General features: G+C 60.5%; 12 protein-coding genes. 5 read left to right on the top strand and 7 right to left on the bottom strand.

The genetic code is table 11. The features are described 5' to 3' along the window. Positions 1-81: 81 nt before the first annotated feature. Positions 82-975 carry a homocysteine S-methyltransferase family protein gene (locus EAY64_RS05695; RefSeq protein ID WP_103523842.1) on the top strand — a complete coding sequence of 298 codons (894 nt, stop codon included), beginning with the start codon at positions 82-84 and terminating at the stop codon, positions 973-975. Between the two features lie 138 nt (positions 976-1,113). Here EAY64_RS05695 and EAY64_RS05690 read toward each other — a convergent pair whose 3' ends face one another. Beyond that, positions 1,114-2,076, bottom strand: coding sequence for a LysR substrate-binding domain-containing protein (locus tag EAY64_RS05690; RefSeq protein WP_103523820.1), 963 nt, complete (start codon positions 2,074-2,076; stop codon positions 1,114-1,116). 214 nt (positions 2,077-2,290) lie between these two features. On the opposite strand from EAY64_RS05690, the gene hchA reads away from it, so the two are divergent. Then, complete coding sequence (gene hchA, locus EAY64_RS05685) at positions 2,291-3,175, top strand: glyoxalase III HchA (protein ID WP_103523819.1); 885 nt, start codon at positions 2,291-2,293, stop codon at positions 3,173-3,175. A gap of 285 nt (positions 3,176-3,460) precedes the next feature. On the opposite strand, the gene EAY64_RS05680 is transcribed toward hchA, so the two are convergent. Together EAY64_RS05680 and EAY64_RS05675 are read right to left on the bottom strand one after the other, a co-directional pair. Next, entirely contained in the window at positions 3,461-3,916 is a 456-nt protein-coding gene (locus EAY64_RS05680; RefSeq protein WP_103523818.1) for a single-stranded DNA-binding protein, read from the bottom strand. 94 nt (positions 3,917-4,010) lie between these two features. Then, positions 4,011-5,372 (bottom strand): MFS transporter, encoded by a 1,362-nt coding sequence (locus EAY64_RS05675; protein ID WP_103523817.1) that lies wholly within the window; start codon positions 5,370-5,372, stop codon positions 4,011-4,013. 181 nt (positions 5,373-5,553) lie between these two features. Between EAY64_RS05675 and uvrA the strand changes: the two genes are divergently transcribed. From uvrA to EAY64_RS05660, 3 genes are all read left to right on the top strand, one after another. Next, positions 5,554-8,382 (top strand): excinuclease ABC subunit UvrA, encoded by a 2,829-nt coding sequence (gene uvrA / locus EAY64_RS05670; protein WP_103523816.1) that lies wholly within the window; start codon positions 5,554-5,556, stop codon positions 8,380-8,382. A gap of 82 nt (positions 8,383-8,464) precedes the next feature. Then, positions 8,465-8,959, top strand: coding sequence for a VOC family protein (locus EAY64_RS05665; RefSeq protein ID WP_226034150.1), 495 nt, complete (start codon positions 8,465-8,467; stop codon positions 8,957-8,959). A gap of 306 nt (positions 8,960-9,265) precedes the next feature. Beyond that, entirely contained in the window at positions 9,266-9,466 is a 201-nt protein-coding gene (locus tag EAY64_RS05660; protein WP_103523815.1) for a hypothetical protein, read from the top strand. An 83-nt stretch (positions 9,467-9,549) separates the two neighbouring features. Here EAY64_RS05660 and EAY64_RS05655 read toward each other — a convergent pair whose 3' ends face one another. The 4 genes from EAY64_RS05655 to EAY64_RS05640 all read right to left on the bottom strand — a co-directional run bounded on the left by EAY64_RS05655 (position 9,550) and on the right by EAY64_RS05640 (position 13,901). Continuing rightward, a complete protein-coding gene (locus EAY64_RS05655) occupies positions 9,550-10,662 on the bottom strand; it encodes a class II histone deacetylase (RefSeq protein WP_103523814.1) in 1,113 nt (370 codons plus the stop codon). A 15-nt stretch (positions 10,663-10,677) separates the two neighbouring features. Then, entirely contained in the window at positions 10,678-11,859 is a 1,182-nt protein-coding gene (locus EAY64_RS05650) for an MFS transporter (protein WP_103523813.1), read from the bottom strand. Between the two features lie 57 nt (positions 11,860-11,916). After that, positions 11,917-12,792, bottom strand: coding sequence for a transporter (locus EAY64_RS05645; RefSeq protein WP_103523812.1), 876 nt, complete (start codon positions 12,790-12,792; stop codon positions 11,917-11,919). A gap of 131 nt (positions 12,793-12,923) precedes the next feature. Next, a complete protein-coding gene (locus EAY64_RS05640; RefSeq protein ID WP_103523811.1) occupies positions 12,924-13,901 on the bottom strand; it encodes a helix-turn-helix transcriptional regulator in 978 nt (325 codons plus the stop codon). Positions 13,902-14,050: the final 149 nt, after the last annotated feature.

Below are 14,050 nucleotides of genomic sequence, written 5' to 3'. Positions count from 1 at the left end.
ACTTGTTTCTTTATAAGAATATAACATTTTTTCATCATGCCGGGTTTTCCCGGTGTGGATGTCGAATGCATGGATAACATCATGAGCCAAACCCTTATTCTCGATGGCGGCATGGGCCGCGAACTCAAACGCATTGGTGCACCGTTCCAGCAGCCGGAATGGTCGGCGCTGGCACTGCTGGAAGGCCCGCACTTTGTCGAGCAGGCACACGATGCCTTTGTCAGTGCCGGTGCCCGGGTGATTACCACCAATAGCTATGCCGTGGTGCCTTTTCACATTGGCCAGCAGCGTTTCGAGCAGCATGGCGAGCGACTGGCCGCCCTGGCCGGTGAGCTGGCGCGCCGCAGCGCCGACAAGGCGGCCCAGCCGGTGACCGTAGCCGGCTCGCTGCCGCCAGCGCTGGGCTCTTACCGGCCCGACCTGTTCAACGAGGCGGATTCGCTGGCCATTCACCGAGTGCTGATTGCCGGCCTGGCGCCGTATGTGGATGTGTGGCTGGCCGAGACGCAAAGCTCGCTGGCCGAGGTGCGGGCGGTGCGTCAGGCGCTGGGCGAGCAGGACAAACCCTTGTGGCTGTCGTTTACCCTGCAGGATGAAGACACTGATGGCGTGGCCCGCCTGCGTTCTGGTGAAACGGTTGGCGAAGCCGTGGTCGAAGCCATCCGCCTGGGGGCGGCAGCCGTGCTGTTCAATTGCAGCCAGCCGGAAGTGATGGAAGCCGCGCTGGATGCGGCCAATGGCGTGCTGCAGCAGCAAGGCGCCCAGTTGCAACTGGGCGTGTACGCCAATGCTTTCCCGCCGACACCGAAAGATGCCAAGGCCAATGCCACGCTGGATGAAATTCGTGCCGACCTGACGCCGCAGAACTATCTGGGTTGGGCCGAACGCTGGGTAGGCAAGGGCGCTGGTATTGTCGGTGGTTGCTGCGGCATCACGCCTGAGCACATTGCCGAATTGTCCAAAAGCCTGGGCTGATACCCATCGTCGCAAATCGCCATCAAGTTGAAGTGAACGGAGGCACTTGCTTCCGTTCAGTTCTTTCGACAATGGGCGGTGGTGCCGGTAGCTGCTTGCTACGTGGGCTGGCTCACTCTGGAATGCAGCTCACCCCCCTCAATCCCTCATGAAGCAAGCATCAGCATCGCCGCTTTGTGCGTAGCTTGCTTGTAAGTTTGAGAAGTCCATTTCGCCAAAGCTGTCAGTCAGAAAATCCAGCAAACTGCGCACCGAGGGTAACAAGCCCTGCCTGGATGGAAATAGCGCATAAACAACCGCCTCCGGTGGCTTCCAGTCCGGCAGTACCGGGACCAGCAGTGCCTGGTTGAGGTCTTTGAAACACACCAGCAGCGGCAATTGAGCAATCCCAGCATGATCAAGGGCCGCGCGGCGGATGGTGATGATATCGTCAGTAATCAGCCTTGGCGTGTGCGGGATTTGCAGCGACTGCTGAGCTGGCCCTTGCAGCTCCCATGCATAATCGCGGCGTTGCAGCCCCCAGTGCAGGCTTGGCAGCTTGCTGAGTTCCTGCGCTGACCCGGGATAGCCACGCTGCTGCAGAAACTGCGGGCTAGCCACCAGCTCTTGCGGGCTACGCGAAAGCCGCTTCATCACCAAGCCACTATCTTCAAATGGTGGCGTTTTGACATGCAAGGCCAAATCCAGCCCTTCCCTCAGGACATCCACTTCGCGATTGGTGCTTTCTATTTGCACCTTCACCAGCGGGAATCGCGCCATAAAGCGGGAAATCATCCCGGCGACGACAAAATTCAATAATGCAGTGGGGCAACTGATCCGCACCGTGCCTTGCGGCACGACCTGCTTTTTCTCGACCGAAGCCCGGGCAGCTTCGCTGGCAGTCAGCACCTGCTGACAGTGCACGTAAAATTCCTGCCCCAGATCAGTCACCGCAAAATGTCGGGTGGAACGGTTGATCAGGCGCGCGGCAAGATAGCTTTCCAACTCTTGAATGCTACGGCTGAGCCTGGATTTGGAAACGCCAGTGGCGCGACTGGCTGCACCAAACCCACCATGGTCAACAATCTGGGCAAAGTAATACAGAGCATTCAGGTCATACATTGCGCTTGCACACCCTGTGGATAGAGGGGCTCAACATACAGGAAACATCCTATTGATGTCTGCCGCAAGGGGTGTGTCACCGGTGAAACACTCTGTTGCATTTATTAAGCAATAAATACAACAGTAAAAACTGTATATTTAGCGCGAAACTGCCACCGCCAGCATTAACGGCATACTTGGCATGTTAGTTTCGCGTCTAACACAGGAGAGCCTCATGACCGATCAAACCAATGAGTTGAGCAGAAAACCCACACCAGATCATGCCGAAGACAATGCTTTTTTCCCTTCGCCATACTCCCTGAGCCAATACACATCGTCCAAAACAGATTTTGATGGTACTGACTACCCGCAGCCCTATCGCGGTGGCAAGTGGAAGGTGTTGATGGTGGCTACAGACGAGCGCTATGTGCTGATGCAAAACGGCACAATGTTCTCCACCGGTAATCACCCGGTTGAAACGCTGCTCCCCATGTATCACATCGACCGTGCCGGCTTCGAGATTGATGTAGCTACCCTGTCAGGCAATCCGGTCAAATTGGAGATGTGGGCGATGCCGGGCGAAGATGACACGGTAAAAGGGGTCTACGCGAAGTATCGCGACCAATTCAAATCGCCATTGAAGCTCTCTGAAGTCATGGCGCAAAGCGTGAATGACGACTCCCCCTATATCGCCGTCTTTGTTCCGGGTGGTCATGGTGCTTTGGTAGGTATTCCACATAGCCAGGAAGTAAAAGACTTGCTGAAGTGGGCCATGGACAAGGACAAATACGTCATTACCTTGTGCCACGGGCCTGCCTGCCTGCTGGCCCCGGCCATGGATGAAGAGCCGGAAGACTACATTTACAAGGGTTACCAAATCTGTGTTTTCCCGGATGCGTTGGATCAGGGGGCCAATATCCAGATCGGTTACATGCCCGGCCTGTTGCCTTGGCCTTTGGGTGAAAGCCTGGCGAAGCTAGGCGTAGAAATATTGAATACCGGGATTACCGGCCAGTGCCATCAGGATAGAAAACTGATCACCGGTGATAGCCCGCTGGCCGCCAACAATATCGGCAAGCTGGCCGCCAATGCCTTGTTGAAAGAAGCCAAGTCAATCTAGTTGGCCCTATGCTCAAGCCATAGGGCAGGAGTGGCTGCCGGAGATGAAGCCCACGGCTCCTGCCGCATCCCCCAGATACTTTCATGGCTGCTTTCCATACGGAAGCAGCCATTTTTTATCGCCTTGAGCTATCGGCCTTGAGGTGGGTGCAAGGTGTTGAATTGCTTGGATTTACTTGCCGCGCAACACGCTCCTGGCCTGCAGTCGCGGTGGCACCAGCAGAATGCAAAACCCCCGCAGGGCGGGGGGTTGGGGGGCTACTTTACCAATGACTCTGGGCGTATCTCAGAACGGGATGTCGTCGTCCATGTCATCCAGCTTGGGCGCGGCCTTGGCTTCCATGCGGCGCGGTGCTGCCGGTGGTGCGGCAGGGCGGGACTGGGCTGCCGGTTCGCCGTAAGCGTAGTTGTCGTCCATGGACGAGCCGCCTTCGCGCTTGCCGCCTTGCAGGCTCAGTTCATTCACCCGCACGTCGGGCGACAGCTGTTTCTGGCCTTCCTTGTTCTGCCATTCGCGCAGGGTGAGCTGACCGTATACCGTCACTTGCTGGCCCTTGCTGAGGAAGTTCTTCAGCGATTCGCCGCGCTTGCCCCATACCTGGCAGCTAAACCAGTTGGTGGTCTTGCGTTCGCCAAAGCCGATGTCGCTGGCCACGCGGAAGCTCAGCACCGGTTCGCCACTGGGGGTGTAGCGCAGTTCGGCGTCTGCCGCCAGGCGTCCGTCAAAAGTGATGCTGTTCATGTGGGGTCTCCGATTCGATTCAATGATGCTGCGCCGGACACGGCCGACGCGTGATTGTAGGGCCAGACACGCTGTGGCAATAGCCGCGCTGGCATTAATAAGTAGCCTGGATCAGCTGTTTGACTGCGGCTTCGTCCCAGGTTTGCTGCGATACCTTCAGGTAGGCGACACGGTCTTCCAGTACCACCACCGCTTCGCTGACACCGGCCAGGGCCGACAGCTGCTGGGATAGCTGCTGCGGGCTGCCACGCCAGTCTTCGCCGATGTGGAACATGACCGAGCGCACGGCCTGCGGGGCCTGCATGCTGAACGATGCCAGCAGCCAGCTGGCCATCAGTACGCTGGTAAAGCTGAATACGCCGGCTGCGCCGTAGTGGCCGTACAGCCAGCCACCTGCTGCGGCACCCATGAACAGACCAAAGGACTGCGCCGTATTATACACACCGATGGCGGTGCCCTTGGCATCCGCTGGTGCGATTTTCGAAATCAGCGAGGGCAGGGTGGCTTCCAGGATGTTGAAGGCGATGAAATACAGGCCCAGCCACACCACGATCTGCCAGAAACTGTCCAGCGCCAGGGCCATGCCCAGCTGAGCGATGGTCATGATGGCGATGGCGGCGATGAATACCTGCTTCAGTCTGGACTTTTTCTCGCCGTAGATAATGGCCGGCACCATCAGCAGAAAGCCGATGACCGTGACTGGCAGGTAGACCTCCCAGTGGTGGGCCTTGTCGAGGCCTGCGGTCTTGATCAGGGCAAAGGGTATGGTGACGAACATGGCCATCTGCGCCGCATGCAGGGCGAAGATGCCGTAATTGAGGCGCAGCAGCTGTGGGTTTTTCAGAACCGCCGGCAGACGCTTGGTATTGGCTTCGGTGTCGGAGTGGAAGCGCGAAATGGCCGGGTCGGGAATGATCAGCCATACGCCTACCAGCGCGGCCAGCGACAGGATGCCGGTGAGGGCGAAGATGCCATTGACGCCGATGTACTGCGCCAGCAGCGGGCCGGCAACCAGGCTGACGGCAAAGGTGGTGCCGATGCTCATGCCGATCATGGCCATGGCACGGGTTCGGTTTTCTTCGCGGGTGAGGTCGGCCAGCAGGGCGGTAATGGCGGCAGAGATGGCGCCGGAACCCTGAATGACGCGGCCGATGGTGAGAGTGACGATGTCGTGCGCGCCGGCAGCCACAAAGCTGCCGATGGCAAACAGCACCAGCCCGCCGTAAATCACCTTTTTGCGACCGATGCGGTCGGACAGCATGCCCAGCGGCAGTTGCAGCAGGGCCTGGGTGAGACCGTAGCTGCCCAGTGCCAGGCCGATCAGTGCGTGATTGTCAGCCCCGTGCAGGGTCTGCGCATAAATGGCAAATACCGGCAGGATCAGGAACATGCCCAGCATGCGCAGGGCGTAAATACCGGCCAGCCCCAGGCTGGCGCGCAATTCAAGCGAATTCATGTGTGTTGTCGTTATCGATTCAGGAGTAAGGCTTTTAACGCTGTCCATGGCTGGCGGTTTACCGCCGCACCGGCTTCCGGCAGGGCCGGTTTTTTGCTGCAGCGCATACTTAGATGGAGCGGCAGTCGCTAAGTCGGGTATATTATCAGGTTCCCCGACCGACTGAGTAACGCTCTCTCACATGGACACCATCCGCATTCGTGGCGCTCGGACGCACAATCTGAAAAACGTCAACCTGGATCTGCCGCGCAACCAGCTGATCGTCATCACCGGCTTGTCCGGCTCCGGCAAGTCTTCGCTCGCCTTTGACACCCTGTATGCGGAAGGGCAGCGCCGCTATGTGGAGAGCTTGTCCGCCTACGCCCGCCAGTTTCTACAGTTGATGGAAAAGCCTGATGTCGATCTGATCGAAGGGTTGTCGCCGGCCATTTCCATCGAACAGAAGGCCACCAGCCACAACCCGCGCTCCACCGTGGGCACGGTCACGGAAATCCACGATTATCTGCGTCTGCTGTTTGCCCGCGTGGGCGAGCCGCATTGCCCGGAACATGGCGTGCCGCTGTCCTCGCAAACCGTCAGTCAGATGGTGGACCACCTGCTGGCGCTGCCGGAAGAAACCAGGGTGATGATCCTGGCCCCGGTGATTGTCGGCCGTAAGGGCGAAAACCTTGATCTGTTTGATGATCTGCGTGCCCAGGGCTTCATCCGGGTGCGGGTGGATGGCGAAGTGTACGAAATCGACAGCCTGCCCAAGCTGGACAAGAACAAGAAGCATACCGTCGAGGTGGTGATCGACCGCCTGAAAGTGCGCGAAGACATGAAGCAGCGGCTGGCGGAAAGCTTTGAAACCGCCTTGCGCCATGCCGAAGGCCGCGCCATCGCGGTGGAAATGGATAGCGGCCAGGAACACTGGTTCTCCGCCAAATTCGCTTGCCCGGTGTGCAGCTACAGCCTGCCGGAGCTGGAGCCGCGGCTGTTCTCCTTTAACAACCCGATGGGTGCCTGCCCCAAGTGCGATGGCCTGGGTGAAATCACCTTTTTCGACCCCCGTCGCGTGGTGGCGCACCCGGAACTGACGCTGGCTGCCGGCGCCATCAAGGGCTGGGACAAGCGCAACCAGTTTTACTTCCAGATGCTGCTGGCACTGGGCGAGCATTATGATTTCTCGCCGACCGAGCTGGCCTTTGAAGACCTGCCGGAAAAAGTGCGCCATGTGGTATTGCATGGTTCGGGGCGCGACAGCATCGAGTTTGTCTATATGTCGGAGAAGGGCACCCGTTTTACCCGTGCCCATCCCTTCGAAGGCATCATTCCCAATCTGGAACGGCGCTACCGCGAAACCGACTCCAGTGCGGTGCGCGAGGAACTGGCCAAATACCAGAACAATCAGCCCTGCCCGCACTGCCAGGGTTCACGGCTGCGGCTGGAAGCCCGTCACGTATTCATCGGCGGGCGTACCCTGCACGAACTGAACCAGCTGCCGCTCAAGGAAGCGGCTGCTTTCTTCTCCCAGCTGAATATCAGCGGCCACAAGCATGCGGTGGCGGAAAAAATCGTCAAGGAAATCAGCGAACGGGTGTCCTTCCTCAATAATGTGGGGCTGGATTACCTCAACCTGTCACGTTCCGCCGATACCCTGTCGGGTGGTGAGGCGCAACGTATCCGCCTGGCCAGTCAGATCGGCTCAGGCCTGACCGGGGTGATGTATGTGCTGGACGAGCCATCCATCGGCCTGCATCAGCGCGATAACGACCGCCTGCTGGCCACGCTGATGCGCCTGCGCGATATCGGCAACAGCGTCATCGTGGTGGAGCACGACGAAGACGCCATCCGTGCCGCCGATTATCTGGTGGACATGGGGCCGGGGGCTGGCGAACACGGTGGTGAGGTACTGGTAGCCGGTACGCCGGCCGATGTTGAAGCCAGTGAAAACTCGGTGACCGGGGCTTTCCTGTCTGGCCGCCGCCGTATCAACTGGCCGGGCGAACGCCGCGCAGTCAACCCGGAACGGGTGCTGAAGCTGGAAGGCGCCACCGGCAACAACCTGAAAAACGTCAATCTGGAATTGCCGCTGGGCATGCTGGTGTGCATTACCGGGGTGTCCGGTTCCGGCAAATCCACGTTGATCAACGACACCCTGTACAAGATTGCCGCGCGCGATCTGAACGGTGCCAGCGAAGAGCCGGCGCACTACGAGCATATCGACGGACTGGGCCTGCTCGACAAGGTGATCAATGTCGATCAAAGCCCCATCGGCCGCACCCCGCGTTCCAATCCGGCGACTTATACCGGCTTGTTCACGCCGATCCGCGAACTGTTTGCCGGCGTGCCGCTGTCGCGTGAACGCGGCTATGGGCCGGGTCGTTTCAGCTTCAACGTCAAGGGCGGCCGTTGCGAAGCCTGCCAGGGCGATGGCGTGATCAAGGTGGAAATGCACTTTTTGCCGGATATCTACGTGCCCTGCGATGTGTGCCACGGCAAGCGCTACAACCGCGAAACGCTGGAAGTGCAGTACAAGGGCAAGAATGTCTACGAAGTGCTGGACATGACGGTGGAGCAGGCGCTGGAGTTTTTCAGCGTGGTGCCGGCGGTGGCGCGCAAGCTCAAGACCCTGATGGACGTGGGCCTGGGCTATATCCGGCTGGGGCAGAGTGCCACCACCCTGTCCGGTGGCGAAGCGCAGCGGGTGAAGCTGGGGCTGGAACTGTCCAAGCGTGACACCGGCCGTACTTTGTATATTCTGGACGAACCGACCACCGGCCTGCATTTCCACGATATCGACCTGTTGCTGCAGGTGCTGCATCGCCTGCGCGAAAACGGCAATACCGTGGTGGTGATCGAGCACAATCTGGACGTGATCAAGACCGCCGACTGGCTGATCGACCTTGGTCCGGAAGGCGGTGCGGGTGGTGGCCAGATCATTGCTACCGGCACGCCGGAACAGGTGGCGGACAACCCGGCCAGTCATACCGGCCGCTATCTCAAGCCGCTGCTGACACCGCGCAGTTAAGCGCAGCCAATACTGATGCAGTCATACTCCGCAGCCAGCGGCAAGCCGCAGCATTGTTGCCGGCTGTGGCAAACACCGTAGAATGAGCACGCGCCACCTGGTGGCCGCGTCACCCACACCCGATGAGGATGCAATGCTATCGCTTGGCAAGATTGACCATATCCATGTCCGTGTCACTGATCTGGCAAAGGCGCAGAACTGGTACCAGCGCGTATTGAACCTGGCGCCCGACACCCGCTACAAGCACATGCAAAGCGGCCCGCATGGTGTCGTGATGCTGATGAACAGCAATGGCTCGGTGCGACTGGCCATTTCGCAGGAAGACAAGCCGGTATGCGAGCCCGGCTCGGTGGCCTTTCTGGTCAATGGCCAGGACTTCCTGGAGTGGATAGACCAGCTGGCGGGTGAGCGGGTGATCGACCGTGCCGGCCAGACCGTGGCGCGTGATTCGGTGGTGGATCACCAGTTTTTCTGTTCCATCAGCTTTGTCGATCCCTTTGGCAACCCGTTTGAGATTGTCAGCTACGACCACACCTGGCTCGCCGGCAAGCTCAAGCTGGGCAACAAGCCGGCGTGACAAGCAGCTTGTGCAGAATTCCAACCCGCTACGGCGGGTTTTTTCATGCTGGCTGCGGCAGATTGTTTACTTAAAATCAATAGCTTGTGTATTGCGAGGCAAGGCTGTCGCCATCTGGCGACGGAAATAATGCCGCCATTTCAATGACTTGTGCCACGGTGTGCTGCTGGTGTCGCCCATTGCCGACAAAGAGCTTGGTCTTGTGTGCTGTTTATGCTGGCAAGCTATTGTTTTTTAAGATTAATGTGCGGCTGGCATGGCGCTTGCAACAGCAGACTGGTCTTCCAACCATATTGAAAGAAGCTGATGCAAAAGAAATTGCTTGTTGTTGCCATGCTCTCCCTGCCCCTGGCCAGCCTGGGTTTGATCAATCTGGTCTTTGCCGCCACGCCTGCGCCGCAGACACAGTCAGAACAACCGCAGGCTTCCGCAGCACAAGGCAATCCGCCGGATGCCGCGCCAGAGCAGGGCAGCAGCATGCCGCAGCCGGCGGAACAACAGCAATAAACGCTGTTTTCCGGGAATAAGCCGGTAATGCAACAAGGCCCGCCAATGGCGGGCCTTGTTCGTGGCCGTTGCAGTATCAGGGTTTACAGCTCATGTAGCAGTGCCATGTCATCCAGCAACTGGCGCTGCAACTGCAGCATGGCTGCGCAGGGTTGTTGCTGGCTGATGAAGTCCAGCAGCGGATCGACCACTTCGCTGTGCAGGCCGGACAGCGCCTCGATGGTGGCCAGGCCGCAGAACGGGACATAGGCTTCGGAGTAGCCACCTTCATGCGCCAGTACCAGCTTGCCGGCGCAGTGCTGCCCGGCGAAGCCACGCAGCAGGGTGGTCATCTCGCGGAAGGTATCGCTGTGCGCCTGCATGCGTGCCAGGGGGTCTACCGCATTGGCGTCATAGCCGCAGGCGACGATGATCAGCTGCGGCTGATAGCGGGCCAGCGCCGGCAGCACGATACGCTGCATGGCGTACAGATAGGCATCGTGGCCGCTGCCCGGCAGTAGCGGGATATTGATATTGGCGCCCAGTCCAGCCCCTGCGCCCCGGTCCTCGCTGCCGTTGTAGCCTGGTGGGAAGCAGCCATCCTGATGGATGGAAATGGTCAGTACGTCAGGACGCTGGTAGTAGATGGCCTGGGTGCCGTTGCCGTGGTGTACGTCCCAGTCCAGCACGGCGACGCGTTCGATGCCGTAGCGCGCCTTGGCCGCTTCGATGGCGACGGCGATATTGGACAGGAAGCAAAAGCCCATGGCGGCATCCGGCAGGCAGTGGTGTCCTGGCGGGCGCGTCATCACATAGGCGTTGTCCACCTCGCCGCGCCATACCGCATCGACAGCGGCGATAGCCATGCCGGCGGAGCGGCAGGCGATGTCGTAGCTGCCGGGGCCGATGGCAGCTTGCGGGCCGAGTTCGCCGCCACCGGCATCGCTGACCAGCTTGAAGTGATCCAGATAGGCTGCGCCATGTACCCGCAACAGGTCGTCGCGGCTGGCCGGCTCGGCAGTGCATTGCAGCAACTGGCGGCTGATGCCGGCCACATCCAGCAGGTTTTTCAGCCGGCGCTTGGTTTCCGGCGATTCGGCATGGCCGGCGGCGGCGGGTGGTTGTACCCAGCCTCCCACCGGCAGCGTCAGTGCATGCATGCCGGCGCTATGCCACATACAGAGCTCATCGAAATAAAAGGCGGTACGGGAAGTCATGGCTGCTCCTTGTGTTCAGGCGTGGGGAGGGGTGATGCGGCGCTGCTGCAGCGACAGCAATAAGGCCAGCGCAATGGCGGCCACCAGGGTGGCCAGCAGCAACAGCTGATGCAGGCTGCCGTGATTGGCGGCGATCAGCTGGCCGGCCAGTGCCGGGCCAATCGCCAGGCCACCGCCGATCACCAGATTGGTGGCATTCATCAGCTTGCCGCTGTGATCGATGTCGGCCAGCGTGGCCAGGATGAAAGGCAGGATGAAGGTCCAGCTGAATTTGAACAGCAATGCGGCAGTGGCAAAGCGCGCCAGGGCCGGGGCATTCAGCAATAGCAGCATGGCGGCCATCATCATGCCAAAGCCGGCCAGCAGCAGTTTGGCGCGCGGCAGGCGGCGGCCAATCAGCGAGGCGCTGCCAGCACCTGCCACGCCCAGCAGGGTGGCGATGGCGAAGATATTGCCGCTGTGCTGGGGATCGATGCCGGACTGTTGGGCGATCTGGCCGATAAAGGTCCACACCCCGCTCAGGCTGATGTAAAACGCCAGCGTGGCGAGAATGCCCATGGCGGCGCGGCCCCAGTGGCGGTCGCCGGCAGACTGTGCAGCTTTTGGCGTTGTTGCTTGCTGACCCATGGGAAAACAGCGCACCAGCGGCGTACACAGTGCCATCAGCAAGGCCAGGCCGATATAGCAGGCGGCAATGCCGAAGTGGCCGAACAGCGCGGGCATGACGACTAGCCCGGCCGCCCCCAGTGCCAGTTGGCCCATCACCCACAGGCCATAGACCCGGGCAGGATTGCGCATGGTGGCGGCGGCGGACAGGCACAGAATCATCAGCGAACCACCTGCCAGCGCACTGACAAAGCGCAGGGCTAGCAGCAGCGGATAGCTGACAGTGGTGGCGGACAGCAGATTGGCCGCGATGAATACTGCCACCGCCAGCCAGGCGGCGCTGCGCCAGTTGACGCGAGGCAGCCAGAAAAATGCCGGCAGGGTGGCCAGGCTCATGGCGCCCAGTTCGGCGGAGAACAGGTTGCCGATGTCGATCGGCCCCAGTTGCAGCTGGCCGGCCAACTGGCTGGCCACCGCCGGGGCCATCATCAGCACGGCGGGGACGATGGCGGCAAAGCCGACAATGGCAGCCATGGCCGAGCGCTCATTGTGCGGGACCTCGGCAGGCTTGGTCTGGGAGAGCGTGTTCATGGTTTTTCCTCTGTAGTGAGTGATCCGTCGGGCGGATTTTCTTGTCGGGCAAGCAGCCTAGAAAACATGTACCAGACGCAACATGGCCTGGCTGCTGTCAAAGCTGTTGGTGGTATGAACATTGCGCGCCAGCATCAGCATCAGCTGGTCTTGCTTGCCCACCCAGTGGCCAAGCTCCACGCCGAGCTGGGTACTGTTCTGGCGGGTGTCGGGCAGATCCTGTCCATTCAGGCGCAAGGCCCCGCCGCGGGTGTGATACAGCCGCAGTGCGCCATAGGTAGCCGGGGTGAAGTCATAAGAAGCAAAAGCCTGCAAGCGGTACAGCGGCTGCTGTTTCAGGCTGCTGCCGAGATAGTTGTCGTTGTTGCCATACAGCTGGGCTTCCAGCGAGGCTTCCAGCACCCAGTTCTTGCCTACGCCACGGGTGTAGTTGTAGATAAAGGTGGCACCCCAGCGGTTTGCCCCGGCGGAAACGTCCGGGTGCTGCGCGTCGTAACTGCCCACTGGCAGGGTGATCAGCGTCAGCAGGCCGCTGTATTCGCGTTTGTCCGGCTGGTTGATGAAGAACAGCGTGCCGCCGACTTGTGGGTCGCCGATGCCGCTATCGTGCTGGCTGGCCTGGCTGCCGGGCAGGGTGGCCTTGATCTGGGCGGCGGGGATGATGAACTGTGGCGTGCACAGGGTGCCGCAGACATCGGAAAACCACAGCTGGCGCCAGGCCAAGGCTTCTACATTCAGCCGGGCATGGTCGTCGTTGCCGCTGGCCGAGTGAAAGCTGTCGGCCCAGGTGACGGGCAGGTAGAGCACGCTGAGCGAGGTGCCGACCGGTGCGCTGAAAAAGTCACGGGCATTGGTGTCGGCGGCATGGCCGGGATGGCTGGCGAGCAGCAGGCTGGCCGCCAGGGCGGTCAGGACAGGGCGAAACGGGGTCATGGCATGCTCCTTCGGGTGGGTGGGCGAAACACGTGGACGCAGCTGTCCCTGCCAGCCCTGCCTGCGATGGCGGACCATGGCAGCTTTGGCAGCTTCAGGGACGTACGGGTGGGATTAGCAGGCTGGGGAGATCAGCCGAATGGCGCTTGCTGGTGCAAGAGATGTGCAATGCCCGCCTTGCCGTTGATGCCCAGCTTGGCGTAGATGGCGCGGATGTGGTGGCGCACGGTATGTGGCGACAGGCCCAGCTTGCGCGCGATGTCCTTGTAGGTGAGCCCTTCGCCAAACAGGCGGGCGACATCGGTTTCGCGGCTGGACAGCTGCTCCATGGCGCAGCGGTAGCGCGCAGTCAGCAGGTAGAGGTCGCTGCTGCGCCGTGCCTCGATATTGAGCCGGGGCCCATCATGGCCTTGTGGCGACAGGCCGGCGGGCAGGGCGGGGCCGGTCCATTCCGGCCATTCGGTGAGTAGCAGGTCAACAAAACCGGGTTCGGCGCAGTGCAGGGTGCCGTGCTGGTCGCAGACTGCCATCGCCAGCCGTGGCCCGCTGAGGGTTTCGCGCAGTGCCTGCAGGGTGCGGATCTGGTTGATGGCCACAGTGGAGGCCAGATGCGGCATCAGACAGGACAGCAACAGGCAGTCGGCAGCGCTGAAGGGCGCGGCACCGGGGCGGCGGTATAGCGCCAGATGGTCGCTCAGCTGGGTGACCGGGTCGATGTGGATCACGCACAACAGCTCGCCAATTTCATGACGTTGGCCCAGCCATTGCAGCTGCGGCGGTGCATCGTCCGCCTGCATGTCCACCACCACGGTCTGGCCGGGGTGGGCATGCACCCGTGCCACGGTGACATCGTGCTGGCGGATGGATTTCCAGTCATCGATGTAGTGATCCGGCAGGCCAAACAGAAATGAACTGTGCTCGTGCGGGCCATCCGCCGCCTGGGCGGCGCGGCCCCACCAGGCCTTGTCAAAGGCTAGCTGCGGGCGCAGGCATTCCAGCACGGTGTGATGAAAGCGCTCCAGTGATTCTTCGCGGGCCAGACGATAGATTTCCAGCAGGATGGCGCTGAATACGGCCAGATCCGGCTGCCGTTCTGATGGCTGCTGCATGATGTTCTCCTCTGTATGGCGTGCGGTGGCTACGTGGCCTGCCGTCTGTCCTGTTGTTGTGGAGACAGTGTCATGCAGCAATTAACAGCTGGCTATCCTGCAAATGAGGGATGGGGCCGCCATCGGCGAAGAATCTGGCTTGTTACCAT

Source organism: Aquitalea palustris (genome assembly GCF_003693445.1).
Taxonomy (GTDB): domain Bacteria; phylum Pseudomonadota; class Gammaproteobacteria; order Burkholderiales; family Chromobacteriaceae; genus Aquitalea; species Aquitalea palustris.
The sequence above is the reverse complement of the archived record's forward strand: the minus strand, read 5'-3'. Positions and strand labels throughout refer to the sequence as shown.

Bases quoted from the DNA above. Each gene is read 5' to 3' on its own strand.
- EAY64_RS05675 (WP_103523817.1), bottom strand. From the start codon at position 5,372: ATGAATTCGCTTGAATTGCGCGCCAGCCTGGGGCTGGCCGGTATTTAC.
- EAY64_RS05660 (WP_103523815.1), top strand. From the start codon at position 9,266: ATGCAAAAGAAATTGCTTGTTGTTGCCATGCTCTCCCTGCCCCTGGCC.
- EAY64_RS05665 (WP_226034150.1), top strand. From the start codon at position 8,465: ATGAGCACGCGCCACCTGGTGGCCGCGTCACCCACACCCGATGAGGAT.
- EAY64_RS05655 (WP_103523814.1), bottom strand. From the start codon at position 10,662: ATGACTTCCCGTACCGCCTTTTATTTCGATGAGCTCTGTATGTGGCAT.
- EAY64_RS05695 (WP_103523842.1), top strand. From the start codon at position 82: ATGAGCCAAACCCTTATTCTCGATGGCGGCATGGGCCGCGAACTCAAA.
- EAY64_RS05640 (WP_103523811.1), bottom strand. From the start codon at position 13,901: ATGCAGCAGCCATCAGAACGGCAGCCGGATCTGGCCGTATTCAGCGCC.
- EAY64_RS05650 (WP_103523813.1), bottom strand. From the start codon at position 11,859: ATGAACACGCTCTCCCAGACCAAGCCTGCCGAGGTCCCGCACAATGAG.
- hchA (WP_103523819.1), top strand. From the start codon at position 2,291: ATGACCGATCAAACCAATGAGTTGAGCAGAAAACCCACACCAGATCAT.
- uvrA (WP_103523816.1), top strand. From the start codon at position 5,554: ATGGACACCATCCGCATTCGTGGCGCTCGGACGCACAATCTGAAAAAC.
- EAY64_RS05690 (WP_103523820.1), bottom strand. From the start codon at position 2,076: ATGTATGACCTGAATGCTCTGTATTACTTTGCCCAGATTGTTGACCAT.
- EAY64_RS05645 (WP_103523812.1), bottom strand. From the start codon at position 12,792: ATGACCCCGTTTCGCCCTGTCCTGACCGCCCTGGCGGCCAGCCTGCTG.
- EAY64_RS05680 (WP_103523818.1), bottom strand. From the start codon at position 3,916: ATGAACAGCATCACTTTTGACGGACGCCTGGCGGCAGACGCCGAACTG.